This window comes from Hydrogenophaga soli (assembly GCF_054777695.1).
This window is the reverse complement of the sequence record NZ_BAAHAK010000011.1, coordinates 87221-105570: the sequence shown is the minus strand read 5'-3', so window position 1 is coordinate 105570 and position 18350 is coordinate 87221. Positions and strand designations below refer to the sequence as shown.

Here is an 18350-nt window from a genome sequence, read left to right as displayed (position 1 = left end):
GGGGTGACGATACACGCTTGCCCCAGGGGCCAGCCGTGCTGGGCACAGGGGATGCAAGACCGATCTAGGGAATTCCCGACTTGTTTTTCAGAAACGCCCGATTTTCATGCACGCCCATGGTGCATAGACTCAAAGAACACCAATTTGGTGCAGTCCACAGGATGAGGAATGAACCGTTCTCGAACCACCGAACTGCCCGTGAAGTGGCAGCTGTTGCTGCTGAGTGCGGCGTTGTTGTTGTTTTTTGTGCTCAGCGGACTCAACAGCGTCTACCTGCTGAGAACAGGTGACACGGAGTTTGCCTCGCTCTACGCCGACCGGGTGGTGCCCCTGAAGCAACTCAAGGCCGTGTCCGACGCCTACGCGGTGCAGGTGGTGGACACGGTGCACAAAACCCGGGACGGCGCCTTGACTGCCGACCAGGCCCGTCAGTCCATCAACGCGGCCAAGCAGACCATTGCGCAGGAATGGCAGGCCTACACCTCCACCGACCTGGTGGACCAGGAAAAGGCCCTGATCCAGCAGATGGCACCGCTGATGACCCGCGCCAATCAGGCGGTGCAGGAGATTGAGCAGCTCATCGGCCAGCCCGACACCACCGCGCTGGCAGCCTTTGCCGCGCAGCAGATGTACCCGGCGTTCGACCCCCTGCAGGACGTGCTGGGCCACCTCATCCAGACCCAGCTGGACGTGGCGCAGCAAACGGTGGACAGCCACCAAAAGACCACCCAGTCCTTCACCTTGGTTCTGGTGAGCGCTCTGGGCCTGGCCGTGTTGGTGGGGGCGGGCGCCTCCCTGTGGGTGAGCCGCCACCTGGTGCAGACCCTGGGGGCCGAACCGGGTGCCGTGCGCGACGTGGCCCGGGCCGTGGCCCACGGCGACCTGACCACGCCCATCCATGTGCAGCCGGGGGACTCCATCAGCGTGATGGCCGCCATGCGGGACATGTCCGAACACCTGCACAGCCTGGTGACCGAAATCCGGGGCGGTGCCGAACACGTGGTGACCGCCAGCAGCCAGATTGCCCAGGGCACGCAAGACCTGGCGCACCGCAACGAAACCCAGGCCAGCTCGCTGGAACAGACCGCCGCGGCCATGGAGCAACTGGGCAGCACCGTGCAGCAAAGCGCCGAACATGCCCAGCACGCCAACCAGTTGGCCCAGAACGCGTCGGCCATTGCCGCACGGGGCGGGCAGGAGGTGGGACAGGTGGTGGAAACCATGCATGGCATCGAGAAAAGCAGCAGCCGGATCGGCGACATCATTGGCGTGATCGACGGCATTGCGTTCCAGACCAACATCCTGGCCCTCAATGCCGCGGTGGAAGCCGCCCGCGCCGGGGAAGCCGGTCGCGGTTTTGCGGTGGTGGCCTCGGAGGTGCGGGCCCTGGCCCAGCGCAGCGCCGCAGCAGCCAAGGAAATCAAAGACCTGGTGACCGACAGCGTGGGGCAGGTGACCCAGGGCACCCAACTGGTTCGGCAGGCCGGGCAGACCATGGAGGAAATCGTGTCCTCCATCCAGACCGTGACCCACATCATGGGCGAGATCGCCCTGTCCAACCGGGAGCAACGCGACGGGGTGACCCAGATCGGCCAGGCCGTGGCCCTGCTGGACCAGACCACCCAGCAAAACGCCTCGCTGGTGGAGGAAAGCGCCGCGGCGGCGTCCAGCCTGAACGGTCAGGCCGAAACGCTGATGCAACGGGTGGCGCGCTTCAAACTGTCCTGAGGCGCAAGGCCTCGGCCCGTGCCCAAGCGTCCAGGAACGCCTGCTTGGCCTGCGCAGGCGGCCAGGGGTCGATGGGTTCGGGCAGCGGCTCGATGCCGTGCAGGTAGCTCCACGGCTCGGCGGAATGGGGCATGAGGTCACGCTTTTCGGTGGCCAGGGCCACCATGTCCGCGTGTTTGATGGCCACGTGGATTTGCCGCTGCAAGGGCGTGGCGTGTGCGTCGTCCGCCCCGAATTCCACCGCAAAGGCCTGCGCAATGAGCTGGGTCACGCCGGCCTCGATGCGGCCAAAGTCGGGCAGCAGCCGTTTGAGGGGTTTGACCATGTCGCCCAGGTAGGCCTCGGCCGCGTCGTGCAGCAGGGCGGCGCGGTGCAACTCGGGCGGCAGCACCGACGCCACCAACAGGCTGTGTTGGGCCACCGAATAAAAGGCGCGGGTCTGACCGTTGAAGCGGCACTGGTAGGCCAGGCCGTGGGCAATGTCTTCCAGCGCCACATGGTCGATGCGCGGCCCCTCCGGGTGGAAGCGGTTGCCCAGGTAAGTGGAGATGTAGTTGGTGGGGTAAGGGCTGACGGTGTGCATGTGGCCCAAAGATACCCGCATTGCGTCTCAAAAACCGAGACGCAAGCGGCCGTCAGTGCTTGGCCGGTGCCGTGGCCTGGGTGGATGCGTCAAAACCGCCTTTGGCTTTCCACTCCTCCATGCCGCCTTGCAGGATGCGCACGTTGTCCCACCCGGCCACCCGCAACGCAAACCCCGCCTGCGCCGACAGGCTGCCGGTGTTGCAGTACAGCAGCACGGGTTTGTTCTTGGGGATGCTGTTGCGCTGGGCCAGCACCTGGCGCCAATCCATGTTGACGGCACCGGGGATGTGGCCCTTGGCAAACTGACCGGCGTCACGGGCGTCGATCACCAGCATCTTGGGCCACTCGTCCTTGGGGATCTGCTCGGCAAAGATCACCCCGCCGCCGTAGTCCACAAACTCCAGGTGCCCTCCATCTCATCGATGGCAGCGGCCTTGTCGGCGTGGGCCGCGCCCGCACACAAGGCCAGGGAAAGTAGCAGGCCATGGGCCAGCGGGCGGGTGAGTCTCATTTGGCAGCCGCCTTCCAGTCGCGGAACACGTCCAGGTCCACGCCGTCAGGGTAGTTCAGCAGGCCGGGGGTGTGGCCCTTTTTGTTCTTTTCGCCGTACTGCCAGATGATCTGGCGGGTCTGCCGGTCGATGACGATGACGCGGTCGTTCAGGTCGTCCACCACCAGGATGTCGCCGGTGTGCGGCAGTTCGCGGGCGATGGAGCTGTGGTCCAGCATGCCCTCACCCTCCTTCACAAAGTACTCCCAGGTGGCCTTGCCGGTGGCGGGGTCGAAGATCACCACGCGCCCGGGCTTGGAAAAGTCGGCCACGATGATCTGCTTGCCGTCCACGGTGGGGAAGGCGTCGGACGGGTAACGCACGTTGGGCGCTTGCACCGACCACTTCACCACGCCGTCGCGGGTGACCCGCGAAATCCAGGACCCCGAAATTTCGGTGAACAGCAAATCGCCGTTGTCCATGGGCGTGGCCCCGTTGGGGTGGGCCAGCAGCTGCGGCGGCTTGTGTTCGCACTTGCCGGTGGTGCCGAACTGGGTGGCAATCTCCTGGGTCTTGGGGTCGATGACCAGGATGCGGCAGTTGCGGATGTCGGCGGTGATGACCTTGCCATCGGCCAGCAGGTGGGCGTCGTCCGGGTAGTTCAGCAGGTTGGGGCCGCTGCCGCGGTGGTCGGGGATGCCGTAGGTCCAGGTGATGGCCTTGTTTTCGTAGTCCACCAAGTGGATGTCGAAGTTGTCTTCCTCGCTCACGGCCAGTTGCAGGCCGTCGGCGGAGAAGTTCACGTCCTCGTTGCCGCGGTAGACCTTGAGGTCGGGCGACGCAAATTCCCACACGATGCGCTTGTCGGGCGTGACCTCAATCAAGCGGTTGTTGCGCCGGTCGGCAATGACGATGGGGTACGGCAGCGGCTTGCCCCAGTGCGCCACGGGTTTGGCCCGACTGCCGGTGACCGGCGGGGGCTTGGGCAGCGTCACGCCGCTGGAGACCGCACCCGCCCCGGTCATTTCGGGCGTGACCTGCACCTCGATGCCCGTGGTGGTGTAGCGGTTGGGTTTGGTCTGGGCATGGGCGACGGTGCCGAGCGACAAGGCCAGGGCGAGCGCTGTCGCCAACGAGGTTTTCAGGGGATGTTGAACGGGCATGGGAATCACCAACAAAACAAAGAAAGAAGACGGTTCAGGGCAGGCTTTCCAGCACGGGTCGGCCGTTCTGGGGTTGGGCGGCGCGCATGTTGTCGGCAAACCGGCCCTTCCACAGGGCCAGTTGCGCCGCCGACACCTCCACGGGCTGGCGCAGGACGATCCAGTCCACCCCCTCGGTGCACGGGGACGCGGTTTCCGAGCCCACGTAGCGGTAGTAGCCCCGCTGGGCGGGCAGCAGGTCGGCGGGGTTGACGGTGGGCACACGCTCGCCTGACACCGAGGTGCCCGGCGCAGGCAGATCGGTGAACAGGCGCTCCAACAGCGGGTGCGGTTGGCCCAGCCGGAACATCAGCGCCACCGCCAGCAGCTGGCCTTTGGGGCCCTTGTGCAACAGGTGGGCCGACAGGGGGAAGGTTTCGCCGCCCACCCGGTCACCGCCCGGGGTGTGGAAATGCACCTGCTGCAAGGCATACCGCTCGCCCCCCACCACCAGCGCACTGCCCTTGGCCACCCGCACGCGCAGGGTGTGGCCGTCGTGGGCCAGCACGGGCTGGGAAGGGTGGTAGTCAAACCCCAGGGCGGGCAAGGCCCGCGGGGTGGTGTGCTCGATGGCAATGGGCGACTGGCGACGACCGTCAGTGCACCGGTCGGCGGCCAACGCCACGCCATGGGCTGCGGCCCATGCCAGCACGGCGAACAGCACAAGGTGTGGGGTGCGGACGGGAAGCAAGGGGAAGGGTGTCGTCTGGCAAGGGGTGCAGCCAGTCTACAAACGCCACCTTAAGCACCGGCCCGCAGTTGGCCCAAGGGTGCGCGGATCGGAGGGAGCTGGGGCGGGCAAGGGGCTTGAATGCTTGCCCCTTCGGGGTTCCCTGCGATGCTCGGGCGGCGGGAGCGTCGCGGAACTCACGCCGCTTTGCTGCGCAAAGCTCTGTTCAAACAACCGCGACGGGTCAGACAACGAAGCACGCTGCGCGTGCCTCCCGCCGCCCTGCGCTTCTCGGCTGCGCATGTGCGCCCCACGCCCGCCCCAGCCCCCTCCGATCCGCGCACCCTTGGGCCGCCCGACACCCGAATCACCTCAAGGCAAAGTCACACCCGCCTGGGTCACCACCTTCTGGTGGGCGTAGTCCGCCCGGGTGGGGCGTGCCACGCTGCCCTTGGCCTGCACATGGTCCACAAAGCTCTGGGTGTAGAGCAGGTAGGTGTTGACGTAGCGCCCAGCCTTGTAGGCCACGCCCAGGGTGGCGTAGCCGTCCTGCCCGGCGGCGATGAAGTCGTTGGTGACCATCACGTAGGTGGCGTTGGGGTCCAGCGCGGTCCAGGCCCCGGTGCTGCGGTTGCGCACCTGCACGTTGGCAAAGCGCTGGCCTTTGGCTTTGCTCAGGTCCAGGTCCCAGCGCAAGCCCGCGGCGTAGGGGTGCGAGCCGTTGGACTGGCCGTTGTCCAGGTGGTTGGCCACGCCATCTTCCAGCGCGGCCAGCACCTCGCTGCCTTTCAGGTCCATTTCCACCAGCACGTTGGAAAACGGCAGCACGGTGAAGGCGGTGTTCATCGACAGCGTGCCGGCGGCCACCGGCACACGCACGCCCCCCGCGTTTTGCAGGGCGAACTGGGCGCGTTTGCTGGCGTTCAGGAAGGCTTCGGCCACCACCTGCGCAGCATCGCTGCCGCGGGCCAGGGTGTTGGCGCTTTCGCAACCGGCCACGCCGGTGCTGCGGTTGGTGCTTTCGCCCGGCACACGCACCAGGCACAGGCTTTCGGTGGCGGTGCCGATGGCAATGGCTTTCTGTGCAGCCACCTGGTCGCTGTAGACCTTGAGGGTGGCAGCGGCGGTGGCGTCGGGCACGGTCACCTTGACCTGGGGCTGGTTGGCGGCCAGCTTGGCCACCAGGGCGCTTCGGTCGGCCTCGGCCAGGGTTTGCCAGGCGCCTTTGTCATCCTTGCGCTTGAAGCTGTCGCCAATCACCAGCTGGGCGCTGCCACCACAGCCCTTGACGCTGCCGTCTTCCTTGAACTGCACGTTCATCAGGCCAAAGGCCTTGCTGTATTCCCACGACTGGCCGATGCACACGGTTTCGCCGTTCTTGTTGGTGACCACCGTGGGGTAGGCCCCGGACGAGCTGGTCACGCCCACGGCCTTGAAGTCGCCCAGCAGGCTGTGCGAGTCGCCGCCGATGATCACGTCCACATCCGTCAGTTGCGCGGCCATCGCCTTGTCGGCGTCGTAACCCTGGTGGGTGATGGCCACGATGTGCCGGATGCCCTGGGCCTTGAGTTCGTCAATGGTCTTTTGAGCCGAAGCCACCTCGTCGCTGAACACGGTGGTGGCCAGCGGACGGGATGAGTTCTCGGTCTTGCCCTTGATGGTGATGCCGATCAGGCCCACCTTGACGCCGTCGATCTCCTTGACCAGGTAGGGCTTGAAGTAGCCCGTGCTGGCCGTGGGTTGCAGCGGCGTGCCCACCGCCGGGGCAATGTTGCTGGAGAGGGTGGGCGTCTTGCAGCTGCCCTTGGCCAGTTCGTCCAGAAAGCCCTTGAGGGTGGCGTCGCCGTCGTCGAACTCGTGGTTGCCGGGCACAAAGGCGTCGAAGCAGAGGGTGTTCATCAGCTCGGCGTCGGCCTTGCCCTTGAAGAAGGTGTAGTACAGCGAGCCGGTGTTGGCGTCACCCGCGTGGATCTTGAGCAGGTTCTGGGTGCCCGCCACCGACTTGAACAGCGTCGTCTGCCGGGCAAAGCCGCCCAGCTCCACCTGGGTGGGCACGCCGTCCAGCGTCAGCTCGGTGCCCGCAAAGGCGTCCAGCTGCGAGTGGTGGTCGTTGATGTGGGCAATGTTCAGCTCCAGCGGCTTGAAGGTGGGCGCGTCGCCCCCACCGCAGGCCAACAGGCCCGCGCCCAGCAACAGGAATCCGGCAGTCCAGCTCATGGTGCGTCGAATGTGGTGGAAATGCATGGCAATTTACTCCTCGCCGATCAAAACCCCCAAGCCTGCAGCGCGGGTGTGACGAGGCTGTGAAGCAGGTGCCAGCCCTCCAGCGTCAAGCGCCAGGTGATGTCCCCCAGCCACGCCATGTACACCAACCCGGCCAACCCCAGCAGCAGCGAGGCCAGGTACAGGGTGCCGTCCTGCACCAACCGGCCCAGCCCCAGGGCCGACAGGCTCAGGCCCGGCAGCAGGTTGCCCATGGGCACGGGCAGGAAAATCACCAGGGCCTGCAAGGCCACCCAGGCGGCCCACCAGCCCCGCGTCCACGGGGCTTGCCATTGGGGCCAACGGGGGCGCAGCCACAGGCCCGCCTGGCGGTAGCACTGCGCCAGCAGCTTCAGCAGGCGGTGGCTCCAGCGCAGGCTCAGGCGCAGGCGCATCACCGACGAGCTGCGCAGCGCCACGCGGTCGCGCCACCAGTCCCAGGCCAGCCACCACAGCGCCACCCCAGCCACGTTGCCCACGCCCCCCACCGGCAACTGGCCAAACAGCGACCAGAACAACACCAGGCTGCCCAGCGAGGCCGTGCCGTGCAGGTCCAGCACCTCGCCCAGCGTCAGTCCCGGGGGGCTGGCGGCGGGGGCAGGTTCAGGCGCGTTCGGTGAGGGGGGCAGCGGTGGCAAGGCGTGCAAGGCCCGCCGAAAACGCCGCGCCAGCCGCAGCGCCCGGTGGCGCGAGCCCAGCGCGTCGGGGCTGGGGTGCCCCACCCGCCACCCGCTCATGCCACCCAGCGCAGCAACGGCTGCCCGGCCCGGATCACCTGCCCGGTGGCCACGCCCTCGGCCAGCGCCAAGCCCGGCGGCACCAGCACGATGATGGTGGAGCCGTGCTCGAACCAGCCCATTTCGTCGCCGCGGGCGTGCGGGTGGTGCAGGGGCACGGGCTGGCGCTGGCGGCCCCGGCCCCAGTCGCGCAGCAGGCGGCACACGTCCAGCGCATGCAGGCGGATGCTGGCCACCAGAATGGCCGCCACCGGCACCAGGGTCAGCGGCACGGCCTGGCCGGTGCGGGGGTGGGTGATGTGCGTTTCGATCACCGCGCGCTCGTTCTTGCAGAACAGTCGCTCCACCCGCTTCAGGGCAATGGGGTTGACGTTCCAGGTGTCACCACTGAGGTAGGTGAGGCGTTCCACGCTCAGGTCAGCCGGGGCGTGAAAGCGGTGGTACATGGCCGAGGTGAGCCGCAGGGTGACGTAGGTGCCCCGGGCATGGCGCTGCGCCAGCGCGTCCGAGCCCAGCAAGTCGGCCAGCGTGTACGGAAAGCCCTTGGCCTGCCACACCTGCGTGCCCTCGATGGCGCCGCACGCCCCCACGATGCCGTCGCTGGGGCTGCACACCATCTCGGGCGCGGGGTCGAAGGGGCGGGCCCCGGGTTTGAGCTGGCGGGTGAAGCAGGCGTGCAGGCTGTCAAAGCGCTGCGTCTGCGCGTCGCTGAAATCCAGCGGCGTGAACCAGCCCCACACCGCCACCGACAGGCGCGTGAGCCAGGGGCTGCGGATGCGGCTGTACCAGCCCATGAAGCGGGTGAGCGCATGGCGCGGCACCCGGTTGGTGAGCAGGAAGTTCAAGTCCTCGTTGAGCAACAGGCGCTCGCGCAGGGAGGCAAAGGTCATGGAATGTTCACAGCCGTGTCAAAGGAGCTGCCTACAACTGTCACACCGCAACTTGAAAGCCTGATGACATGGCCCTCGACCCCCAATGGCTGACCGCCGCGTGGACCCCCACCCACACCGCCACGGCCGCCGCCCTGGCCGTGGCCGCCGCCAGCGCCCCCTGGGCCGTGCGCAAGGCCTGGTTGCGCCTGCTGCTGTCGCGGGGCAAACACTGGTCGCTGGCCGGGCATTCGCGCATGGCCAAACGCGTGGCCCGCCTGCTGCCCGGCTACAGCTACACCGAGGCCCAGTTTTTTGCTGCCGACGCCGCGCCCGCCCCCGTGCAGGCCCAGCGCCGCCTGGGTTTGCAACGCCTGTCCCAAACCTTGCGCGAGCGGTCTCCCCAAACCCTGGCCCTCACCGCCGAGCTGCGCGAGGGCCTGTCCGACCTGCAATTCACCGGGCGCTACCGCGTGCCCTTCCAGTTCAGCGACGGGGTGCGCCAGCACCTGCCGCTGGGCGCGTTCTGGGCCAGCGCCGACGGCGTCAGCCTCACCGACCTGGACGGCAACCGCCATTGGGACCTGACGGGCTCCTACGGCGTCAACCTGTTTGGGGTGGACTTCTACAAAAGCTGCATGGCCGAGGGGCTGGCCCTGGGCAACGCCCTGGGGCCCGTGCTGGGCGGTTATGCCCCGTGCATGCTGGACAACGTGCAGCGGCTGCGCCGCCTGTCGGGCATGGACGAGGTGAGCTTCCACATGTCGGGCACCGAGGCGGTGATGCAGGCCGTGCGCCTGGCCCGCTACCACACCGGCAAGCGCCACCTGGTGCGTTTTGCCGGGGCCTACCACGGCTGGTGGGAAGACGTGCAGCCCGGCCCCGGCAACCCCCTGCCCCCGCGCGAAACCCACACCCTGGCCGAGATGAGCGACCGCGCCCTGGCCGTGCTGGAGCGCCGCAACGACATTGCCTGCGTGCTGGTCAACCCCCTGCAAGCCCTGCACCCCAACCGCAACGCCCCGGGCGACTCCACCCTGGTGGACGGCCTGCGCCACACCCCCGCCTACGACCGCGCGGCCTACACCGCCTGGCTGCACCGCCTGCGCGAGGTGTGCACGCGCCGCGGCATGGCGCTCATCCTGGACGAGGTGTTCCTGGGCTTCCGGCTGGCCCCGGGCGGGGCGCAGCAGTACTTTGGCGTGCAAGCCGACCTGGTCACCTACGGCAAAACGCTGGGTGGCGGCTTCCCGGTGGGCGTGGTGTGCGGCAAGGCCGATTGGATGCGCCGCTACAAGCCCGAGCAGCCCGGCGACATCTGCTTTGCCCGCGGCACCTTCAACGCCCACCCCGCCGTCATGGGGGCCATGAACGTGTTTCTGCGCCGCCTGGACACGCCTGAGGTGCAGGCCCTGTACCACGACGCCGACACCCGCTGGGCCCGGCACCTGCACAGCTTCAACACCGCCCTGGCCGATGCGGGCCTGCCCCTGCAGGCCCAGGGCATGGGCACGGTGTGGACGCTGAATTTCCTGCAACCCGGGCGCTACCACTGGCTGTTGCAGTTCTACCTGCGCCAGGCCGGGCTGGCGCTGAGCTGGGTGGGCACGGGCCGCTTCATCTTCACCCTGGCCCACACCGATGCCGACATGGCCGACATCACCCGCCGCTTTGTGCAGGCCGCCCGCCAGATGCAGGCCGACGGTTGGCTTTGGCTGCCCGAGGGCGACGCCCCCAACTTCAAGCGCCAGGTTTTGAAGGAAATGCTGCTCCAGCGCTTTTTCAGAAAGCGTGAGCAGCTACTGAATGCATAGCAACCAAAGGATTTGAGGCGGAAACCGCTTTGCCATCCGCTTGACCCGCCTGCCTTGCAAGGCGGTGTACAAACTGGGCACAGTTTCAGGGAGCAAGGTCATGCAACCAAGCGGCAACCACATCGGCCTCCATGCGTCCAGGCCTCAACGTCAGCACGCCCAAGAGCAGCAAGAAAAAATCCTGGCCGAACTCACCGCTCCGGTGGACAAGGCGCACAAGGGGTTCGAACCCGGGGCCTGTTTTGCTGCGGGCACCCTGGTGCACACCCAGGAGGGACTGAAACCCATCGAGCAGATTCAGGTGGGCGACTGGGTGCTGTCCAAGCCCGAAAACGGGGGCGAGCAGGCTTACAAGCGGGTGCTCAAGACGTTTGAATATCCGCCGGAGCGGATTGTTGATCTTTATTACATCCAACCGGGACAGGACAGAACCTACGGAAAACCCGTAAAACAACGACGACTCTCGGTTACGAGAAACCATCCCTTCTGGACCAAGGAGCAAGGATGGACAGCTGTCAGTGAGTTGAAGAGTTACAGAGCAACTTTCGAAGATCAGTCCGGAGAGCCCATTGAATTCGCAGATTTGAATAATGTGTACATCTCCGAACAACCTCATGTCGGCTGGAAACCCAACCACATGGGCGCAACGGACTGCTTCGGTGCCCTCTGGAACTACGATACCCACACGCTCGTCAACGCCGAGGTGCTGGCTGTGGATGCGGTGCAAGAAACCTATCGCGAACTGGGTGACCGAGAAGCCATAGACCCCGACCTGTTTTTCAAAGCCCCCGTGTACAACCTGGAGGTGGAAGACTTCCACACCTACTACGTGGGTGAACATGGCATTTGGGTGCACAACCAGAACTGTGGTGGAATGAACTTCGAGGCCTGATGCGGAGCGACGGCCCCGGGGCTGGGGGTCACAGGTACTCGTCTGTCCAGCGCGCCGCGTCCGCCACCAGCTGCGTCAGCCGCGCAGCTTGCAGGGCCACGAATGCAGCGATGCCTTGCACAAAGGCGCGCTCGCCCTCGCCCTGGTAGTCGTCTGCCAGCGCCTGTGCAGCGGCCTGTGCCGCGGCCAGCTTCGCCAGGCGTTGGCCCTCTCGGCGCATCAGCTGCCGGTCAATGCCGCAGCGCCCGGCGAAATCGGCCAGAGCGAAAGGCGTCACCTCCCGGTGATCAAAAACGTCGCCATAGGCCATGGCCAACTCGGTGTCGAAACCGGTGTACTGCAAGACGCTCACCAGGTCGTACCAAGGCGCAGGCTCCAGCCATCCACCCGCGCGAACAAAGAACGAGAAGTTCTTGCCGTGTGCGTCGCTGTTGCCAATCAGGAACTGAAAGAGGGCCCAGCGCAGCATCGTCAGCGTCGAGGCTGCCTTGTTGGCCGTGAGGGCGGCGCAGCCGAACAGTCGCTCGAAGCTCACCCCGTCTCGGATGTGGCGGATGGCCGACGCGTTGCCCAGGTTGCGCTCGTACTTGTATGCCACGGGCAGGTCGCAGGCCTGGCAGGCGTCGATGATGTGAAGGCGGCGAACCCTTGGCTCACCGCCCGGGCTTTGCACCTCTCGGTCAAAGCGTCGCACCACCAGCACGGGGCGAGGTGTTCGCAGCAGGCCCACGTCGGCAGCCGGCAGGCCCATGCGGCGGGCCAGCGACATGCAGAAATGCTCGTTGACGGCCAGGTGCGGCGTCTGCGGGTTGCCGGTGTCGGGCTTGAGGATGTGGGTGGATGCCAGGCGCTCGCCGTCCACCAGGAACATGCGCCCGCCTTCTGGGCCTTGTTCGGACATTGGCCGGTCGAGGTAGACCAGCAGCTTGTCTTGCAGCCCGGCCACCGACATGCGGACCTGGCCGTCCCACACCGTCAGCGGCGTCTGGTCGCGTTCGGCAACGCGTCGGTCAAGCTCTTGAAGGGGGATTTCTCGCAGAACGGTTTTGGCGGTGGGTGGTGCCGGGTTCGCCTCCCCGGTGAAGCGCAGGGCACCCGCGGTTTCCGCGCCCAGGGCCCAGATGAGGCCGAAGACATTGGTCTTGGCCAGGCCGTTGTAGGCCACGGCCACGTCCAGCGCCCGGCCTTCGGGCAGCAGGTGCTCGATGAAGCGCTTGATGGACGCAGAGGGGTGGTCGGCGGCATGGCGCACCAGCGGCAGTGCCGGTGACAGCGGGTAGGACTGAGCGCTGGCCACCCAGGACGCTGCATAGCTCAGGCCCCAGCGGTCGTCGCGCCCGTCGTGTTCAATGGTGCCAACTCGGGCTTCCTCGGTCCAGACGTGCAGTGCGTGAGCCATGTCGGCGGCCTCATGCCTGGGTGTTGCCCACGCGGGCTGACGAGGCCGTCTCGCGCACCCACGGGTGCTCCTTGGCCAGCACCATCAACGTGAGGCCCAGGCCATCGAGCACGGCCATGGCTTTGTCCAGGCGCACGGTTCCTTGGCCGTTTTCGAGCCGGGACATGAGGTCCACCGACACGCCCAGCAGCCCGGCGGCATCGTCGATGCGCAGCGACTGTGATTTGCGGCGTTGGCGCACGACCGGGCCCAACTCAGCCGCGGACTGGAGGAGCGTGGGACTGCAGGGGGCGGAGTCAGTCATTTCGGCGTTTCGGTTGAAAGGCGGTTGAACACAACGTTCAAGCGACCTGTTTCTGCTATTCCGAAATCATAGGTGCTTCAGCGGGAAACATCCAAGAAAATTCCTGCAAATCCGAAACACTCAATGCGCCAATGCAGTCAGGAAAAGGATTTCTGATTTTCCGAAACAAAGCATGGCTTGCATGCATGACCTCACCCACCCGCCGCCAAACTTCAAACGCCAGGTTTTGAAGGAAATGTTGCTCTAGCGCTTTTTCCAAAAGCGTGAGGAGCTACTGAATACATAGCAACCAAGCCCTCAGGGCTTGTTGTACTCGACCAGGGCCTGGGCCAGGTCGCGGTACTCCTCGCACTGGCGGCCGCAGATGCGCTCCAACGCCAGCAGGTGCTCCTGGGCCTTGTCGGGTTGTTTGAGGGTGAGGTAGGCCTCGCCCATGTACTCGTGGGCGCCGCGGTGTTTGGGGTCGATCTGCAAGGCCTGCTCGTAGTACTGCAGGGCCTGCTGTGCGCTGCCACCGGGCTTTTTGCGGGTGTGGTAGCCCAGGAGGTTGAGCACGTCGGCGTTGTGCGCGTCCTGCGTGTGGGCCTGCTGGAGCAGTGCACCGGCCTCGTCCCATTGCGTCCGGTCCAGGCTTTGGCGGGCGCGGTAGATCAGGTTGTACACACTGGGTTGCCCCGCGCCGCTGCTCCCGGGGTTGCCGCTGGACCCCACCCCGCCGCCGCCTGACGCCCAGCTGGCACACGCCAGCGAAGCCACCAGAACCGCTCCCAATGTGTTGCGCACCCTGTTCATGACCGGACTCCAAGAAGTGGGGAAAAGGGCACTATCGGTCATGCCCTTTTCCCTGCGCACGACGTGGGTTTACCGATGGATTCATCGGCCCGTCGGGGCCACGGCCTCATCGGCGTCACCGGCCTCGTGGGTGCCCGCGGCATGGCTGCGATCGGTCAGCGGGTCGTACCGTTGCCCGCTCAGCAGCAGGAAGGGCGAGCGCCAGTACATGTCGATGTTGTGCAGCGGATCGGTCACGATCTTGGTGGCCCAGGCCAGCCCCCAGGCGGGCGAGCGCAGCATAAACAGGTGCAGGGTGCGCAGCACCACGCCGCTGGCCCCCAGGGTGAACCACAGCAGGCCCACGTCGTGCACATAGCCTTTCAGGTCGGTGGCGGGCTGGATCAGGCCGCCCAGGCTGGGGCTGACCCACAGCAGCAGCGGCAGGCCCAGCCACACACCGATGATGATGGCCTTGCGCCGCATGTTGAAACCGGCCTTGATGCTCTCCTTGTACTCGTAGGACACGTTGTGGATGGTGTCATGCCCCCGCGGCTCGAAGAAGATGTGGCCCGACTGCCGCGTGACCATGCCCACCAGCCAGCCCACCAGCCCCGACCAGGCCGGATCGACGAACAGCAGCGCATAGGCCACCAGGAAGCTCAGGGCGCTGATGAGGTGCAGCGTCTGGTTGATGCGGCACTGGTGGTAGTAGCGGTGGTCGTCCCAGCGCAGGATGCGCACTTTGTCCATGAAGCTTTGCATGCAAGGTCTCCGGTTGAAAACACAGGGAAGAAAACGGAAGCTGCACTGTCGGCCCGCGGTGTGACCGGTTGACGGCGTTTTGGTGTCTTTTCCATGAAGCGCGGGCCTTGCGGGCTGTCACACGCGTCTGTCACACGCCTGTGATGTGCGCCGCCCACCATGCGGGCATGGACACACTCGACACCGCCTCCGCCCCCGAGCTGCTCATCGAACACCTCGTCCCCCCGCGGCGTGCGCTGCGGCTGGCGGTGGTGACCGAGACCTACCCCCCCGAAATCAACGGCGTGGCGCTGACGCTGGCACGGCTGATGACGACGCTGCAGACGCGCGGCCACCTCATCCAGCTGGTGCGCCCGCGCCAGGGGATGGACACCCAAAGCACCCCCGAACAGCTGCTGACCCGGGGCATGCCCATCCCGCGCTACCCGCACCTGCGCCTGGGGCTGCCGGCCAAGAAGCGGCTGATTGCCGCCTGGACGCTGCAACGGCCCGACCTGGTGCACATTGCCACCGAGGGGCCGCTGGGCTGGTCGGCCTTGCAGGCCGCCCGCAAGCTGCGCCTGCCGGTGAGCACCGACTTCCGCACCAACTTCCACGCCTACAGCCGCCACTACGGTGTGGGCTGGCTGAAAAAGCCCATTGCCGCCTACCTGCGCAAGTTCCACAACCTGGCCGACTGCACCATGGTGCCCACCGAGGAGCTGCGCCAGCAGCTGGCGCAAGCACGCTTCGAGCGGCTGCACGTGGTGGCCCGGGGCATCGACACACAGGCGTTTTCACCCACCTGGCGCGACCCGGCGCTGCGCGCCGCCTGGGGCGTGGCCGAGGGCACGGGCCAGCGGGTGGCGCTGTATGTGGGCCGCCTGGCCCCCGAGAAGAACCTGCCCCTGCTGGTGCGCACCGTGTGTGCCATGCAGGCCGCCGACCCCTTGCTGAAATGGGTGGTGGTGGGTGACGGCCCGGCCCGCGCCGAGCTGCAAGCCCGCCTGCCCGACGCGCTGCTGGTGGGTGCCAAGACCGGAGAAGAGCTGGCCCGGCACTACGCCAGCGCCGACCTGTTCGTCTTCCCCAGCCTGACCGAAACCTATGGCAACGTGGTGCCCGAAGCCATGGCCAGCGGGCTGGCGGTGCTGGCCTTCGGACAGGCCGCCGCCGCCGAGCTGATCGTGCACCAGCACACCGGCCTGCTGGCCCCGGCGGGTGACGAGGAAGGCTTTGTGCGCCAGGGCCAGTTGCTGGCCCGCCAGCCGCTGATGGGCGGCGCACTGGGCCAGCAGGCCCGCCAGGCCGTGCTGGACCGGGACTGGACTCAGATTGCCACGCAGGTCGAGTCCATCTGGTTGGACTTGGTGGCCGACGGCAGCGCCCCGGCCAAGGCGTTGCGCCGCCCGATGCCCTGGTACACAAAACCCATTTCCTGAAGCAGGGCCGGGTCGTACAGGTTGCGCCCATCGAGGATGATGCGGCGGCGCATGCGCTGGCCCATGCCCTCGAAGTCGGGGTTGTGGAAACACTTCCACTCGGTGATGACCAGCAGCGCATCGGCCCCATCCACGCAGGCCATGGGTTCGGTGGCCAGCGTCAGGCGCTCCAGCACCGCCTGCGCCTCGGGCGTGTGGCGCGGGCCCAGGCCCAGGTCGTGCACCAGGGCGTCCAGCGCTTCGGTGGTGGCCACGGGATCGTGCGCCACCACCTGGGCCCCGCGGCGCAGCAGGTCCACCAGCACGGTGCGGCTGGGGGCCTCGCGCATGTCGTTGGTGTTGGGCTTGAAGGCCAGGCCCCACACGGCCAGTTTCAACCCGCTGAGGTCCTCGCCAAACAGGCGGGTGACCATGTGCGGCAGCAACTGCTTCTGGCGGGCGTTGACGGTTTCCACCGCCTGCACCACGGCCATGTCCAGCCCCTGCTGCTGGGCGGTGCGCACCAGGGCCCGGGTGTCCTTGGGAAAGCAGCTGCCGCCATAACCTGTGCCTGCGTACAGAAAGCTGTGGCCAATGCGTTGGTCGGCCCCGATGCCCCGGCGCACGTGGTCCACGTCGGCCCCCACGCGGTCGGCCAGCAGGGCCATTTCGTTCATGAACGAAATGCGCGTGGCCAGCATGGCGTTGGCGGCGTATTTGGTCAGCTCGGCGCTGGTCACATCCATCCACACCGTGCGGTCGTGGTGGCGGTTGAAGGGCTGGTACAGCCGCGTCATCAGCTGGTGGGCCTGCTCGCCCTCGGGGCCGTCGGGCACGCCGATGACGATGCGGTCGGGCCGCATGAAATCGTCGATGGCCGCGCCTTCCTTCAGAAACTCGGGGTTGGACAACACGGCAAAGGCGCTGGCGTCCAGCCCACGCCGGGCCAGGGCCTCGGCCACCAGGGCATGCACCTCGCCCGCGGTGCCCACGGGCACGGTGGACTTGTTCACCACCACGGTGAACGGTTGCAGGCACTGCCCCACCTGCTGGGCCACGGCCCGCACGTGCTGCAGGTCGGCAGAACCGTCCTCGTTGGGCGGGGTGCCCACGGCAATGAACACCACGTCGGCATGCACCATGGCCCCGGCCAGGTGGGTGCTGAAACTCAGGCGGTTGGCCGCCAGGTTGCGTTGCACCATGTCTTCCAGGCCCGGCTCGTAAATGGGCACACCGCCCGCGTTGAGCAAGGCGACGCGGGCACCATCGGTGTCCACCCCCACCACGCGGTTGCCCGATTCGGCCAGACACGCCGCCGTGACCAGCCCCACATAACCTGCACCCACCACCACCACTTTCATGATCAGCACCTCCTGGTGCAGCGCATGGTGGGCAGCGCCCATGAAACCCCCGGGTCAGTGGCATGAAGTTTTGTTGACACCGCCGTCACAAAAGCTTCATGGGCTTGCCATGGTGGCGACACGCCCCCGGCCAACACTGGTTGGCCATGCAACAGCCCAGCTTCTTTGCCCCGCCGCACCCGCTGGCGCGCCCCGCGCCCAGCCACATCCCGCCCTGGGTGGCCGGGCGTCTGGTGGAGCCGGAGCAGCCCGAGCGCCCGGAACGCACCGAGGGCGCCGACGGTGCCGAGCCCCCGCGGCTGCGGGCGGTGTTCATTTCGGACGTGCACCTGGGCACACCGGGTTGCCAGGCCGAGGCGCTGCTGGGCTTCCTGAAAGCCCACCCCAGCGAGCAGCTGTACCTGCTGGGCGACATCATCGACGGCTGGCAACTGCGCCGCCGCTGGTACTGGCCCCAGGCGCACAACGACGTGGTGCAGAAAATCCTCAAACGCGCGCGCAAGGGCTGCCAGGTGGTGTTTGTGCCCGGCAACCACGACGAATTTGCCCGCCACTTCACCGACCACCACTTTGGCGGCGTGGAGGTGGTGCCCGAGGCGGTGCACGTCACCGCCGACGGACAGCGGCTGTGGCTGATCCACGGCGACCACTTTGACGGCGTGATCCAGTACGCCAAATGGCTGGCCCACCTGGGCGACACGCTGTACGAGGCGCTGCTGCGCGTCAACCGGCACTTCAACTCGGCCCGGGCGCGGCTGGGGCTGCCGTACTGGTCGCTGTCGCAGTACATCAAACACAAGGTGAAGTCGGCGGTGAGTTTTGTCACCCGTTTCGAAGAAGCCGTGGCCGCCGAGGCCCACCGGCGCGGGCTGGACGGCGTGGTGTGCGGCCACATCCACCGCCCGGAGATGCGGCGCATCGGCCCCACGCTGTACTGCAACGACGGCGACTGGGTGGAAAGCCTCAGCGCCCTGGTGGAACACATGGACGGCCGGCTGGAGATCGTGCTCTGGACGCCTGGCGGTCATGGCAACGTCACACCGTTGTCACACAAAATCGCCAGCATGGGGGGTTTGCCGCCCTCCCCTTGAGCAGGACCCA

18 protein-coding genes are annotated in these 18350 nt (G+C 66.8%); 5 read left to right on the top strand and 13 right to left on the bottom strand.

The features are described from left to right. Positions 1 to 168: 168 nt before the first annotated feature. Positions 169 to 1728, top strand: a complete 1560-nt coding sequence (locus ACYVB7_RS17755) for a methyl-accepting chemotaxis protein (protein WP_460509931.1) — start codon at positions 169 to 171, stop codon at positions 1726 to 1728. Here ACYVB7_RS17755 and ACYVB7_RS17750 read toward each other — a convergent pair. The 8 genes from ACYVB7_RS17750 to asd form a co-directional block, all read right to left on the bottom strand. Continuing rightward, on the bottom strand, positions 1715 to 2311 hold the full coding sequence (locus ACYVB7_RS17750; RefSeq protein WP_460509929.1) for a phosphohydrolase: 597 nt from the start codon (positions 2309 to 2311) through the stop codon (positions 1715 to 1717). The two genes, ACYVB7_RS17755 and ACYVB7_RS17750, sit on opposite strands and share 14 nt — an antisense overlap. A 52-nt stretch (positions 2312 to 2363) precedes the next feature. Further along, complete coding sequence (locus tag ACYVB7_RS17745; protein WP_460509927.1) at positions 2364 to 2708, bottom strand: rhodanese-like domain-containing protein; 345 nt, start codon at positions 2706 to 2708, stop codon at positions 2364 to 2366. Continuing rightward, positions 2687 to 2824 carry a hypothetical protein gene (locus ACYVB7_RS17740; RefSeq protein ID WP_460509925.1) on the bottom strand — a complete coding sequence of 46 codons (138 nt, stop codon included), beginning with the start codon at positions 2822 to 2824 and terminating at the stop codon, positions 2687 to 2689. The genes ACYVB7_RS17745 and ACYVB7_RS17740 overlap by 22 nt, the downstream gene beginning before the upstream one ends. Then, positions 2821 to 3966: an NHL repeat-containing protein gene (locus ACYVB7_RS17735; RefSeq protein WP_460509923.1), complete on the bottom strand. Its 1146-nt coding sequence runs from the start codon at positions 3964 to 3966 to the stop codon at positions 2821 to 2823. Before ACYVB7_RS17735 ends, ACYVB7_RS17740 begins: the two co-directional genes overlap by 4 nt. A 34-nt stretch (positions 3967 to 4000) precedes the next feature. Next, positions 4001 to 4696, bottom strand: coding sequence for a carbonic anhydrase (locus ACYVB7_RS17730; RefSeq protein ID WP_460509921.1), 696 nt, complete (start codon positions 4694 to 4696; stop codon positions 4001 to 4003). A 351-nt stretch (positions 4697 to 5047) separates the two neighbouring features. Then, positions 5048 to 6892 (bottom strand): bifunctional metallophosphatase/5'-nucleotidase, encoded by a 1845-nt coding sequence (locus tag ACYVB7_RS17725; protein ID WP_460509919.1) that lies wholly within the window; start codon positions 6890 to 6892, stop codon positions 5048 to 5050. 47 nt (positions 6893 to 6939) lie between these two features. Further along, positions 6940 to 7674: an exopolysaccharide biosynthesis protein gene (locus tag ACYVB7_RS17720; RefSeq protein ID WP_460509917.1), complete on the bottom strand. Its 735-nt coding sequence runs from the start codon at positions 7672 to 7674 to the stop codon at positions 6940 to 6942. Continuing rightward, on the bottom strand, positions 7671 to 8564 hold the full coding sequence (gene asd / locus ACYVB7_RS17715; protein ID WP_460509915.1) for a phosphatidylserine decarboxylase: 894 nt from the start codon (positions 8562 to 8564) through the stop codon (positions 7671 to 7673). Before asd ends, ACYVB7_RS17720 begins: the two co-directional genes overlap by 4 nt. A gap of 68 nt (positions 8565 to 8632) precedes the next feature. On the opposite strand from asd, the gene ACYVB7_RS17710 reads away from it, so the two are divergent. Beyond that, positions 8633 to 10357: an aminotransferase class III-fold pyridoxal phosphate-dependent enzyme gene (locus tag ACYVB7_RS17710; RefSeq protein ID WP_460509913.1), complete on the top strand. Its 1725-nt coding sequence runs from the start codon at positions 8633 to 8635 to the stop codon at positions 10355 to 10357. Positions 10358 to 10397: 40 nt separating this feature from the next. After that, positions 10398 to 11249, top strand: coding sequence for a polymorphic toxin-type HINT domain-containing protein (locus tag ACYVB7_RS17705; protein ID WP_460509911.1), 852 nt, complete (start codon positions 10398 to 10400; stop codon positions 11247 to 11249). Positions 11250 to 11277: 28 nt separating this feature from the next. Here the strand turns inward: ACYVB7_RS17705 and ACYVB7_RS17700 are convergent, their stop codons facing one another. From ACYVB7_RS17700 to ACYVB7_RS17685, 4 genes are all read right to left on the bottom strand, one after another. Next, complete coding sequence (locus ACYVB7_RS17700; RefSeq protein WP_460509909.1) at positions 11278 to 12648, bottom strand: HipA domain-containing protein; 1371 nt, start codon at positions 12646 to 12648, stop codon at positions 11278 to 11280. Between the two features lie 10 nt (positions 12649 to 12658). Beyond that, positions 12659 to 12952 carry a helix-turn-helix domain-containing protein gene (locus ACYVB7_RS17695; protein WP_460509907.1) on the bottom strand — a complete coding sequence of 98 codons (294 nt, stop codon included), beginning with the start codon at positions 12950 to 12952 and terminating at the stop codon, positions 12659 to 12661. 297 nt (positions 12953 to 13249) lie between these two features. Further along, positions 13250 to 13744, bottom strand: coding sequence for a tetratricopeptide repeat protein (locus ACYVB7_RS17690; protein ID WP_460509905.1), 495 nt, complete (start codon positions 13742 to 13744; stop codon positions 13250 to 13252). A gap of 81 nt (positions 13745 to 13825) precedes the next feature. Next, positions 13826 to 14488: a hypothetical protein gene (locus ACYVB7_RS17685; RefSeq protein WP_460509903.1), complete on the bottom strand. Its 663-nt coding sequence runs from the start codon at positions 14486 to 14488 to the stop codon at positions 13826 to 13828. 167 nt (positions 14489 to 14655) lie between these two features. Between ACYVB7_RS17685 and ACYVB7_RS17680 the strand changes: the two genes are divergently transcribed. Continuing rightward, positions 14656 to 15909, top strand: coding sequence for a glycosyltransferase family 4 protein (locus ACYVB7_RS17680; protein ID WP_460509901.1), 1254 nt, complete (start codon positions 14656 to 14658; stop codon positions 15907 to 15909). Here the strand turns inward: ACYVB7_RS17680 and ACYVB7_RS17675 are convergent. Continuing rightward, complete coding sequence (locus ACYVB7_RS17675) at positions 15798 to 17249, bottom strand: UDP-glucose dehydrogenase family protein (protein WP_460509995.1); 1452 nt, start codon at positions 17247 to 17249, stop codon at positions 15798 to 15800. The two genes, ACYVB7_RS17680 and ACYVB7_RS17675, sit on opposite strands and share 112 nt — an antisense overlap. Before the next feature lie 98 nt (positions 17250 to 17347). Here ACYVB7_RS17675 and ACYVB7_RS17670 point away from each other — a divergent pair, with 98 nt between their 5' ends. Further along, positions 17348 to 18340 (top strand): UDP-2,3-diacylglucosamine diphosphatase, encoded by a 993-nt coding sequence (locus tag ACYVB7_RS17670; RefSeq protein ID WP_460509899.1) that lies wholly within the window; start codon positions 17348 to 17350, stop codon positions 18338 to 18340. Positions 18341 to 18350: the final 10 nt, after the last annotated feature.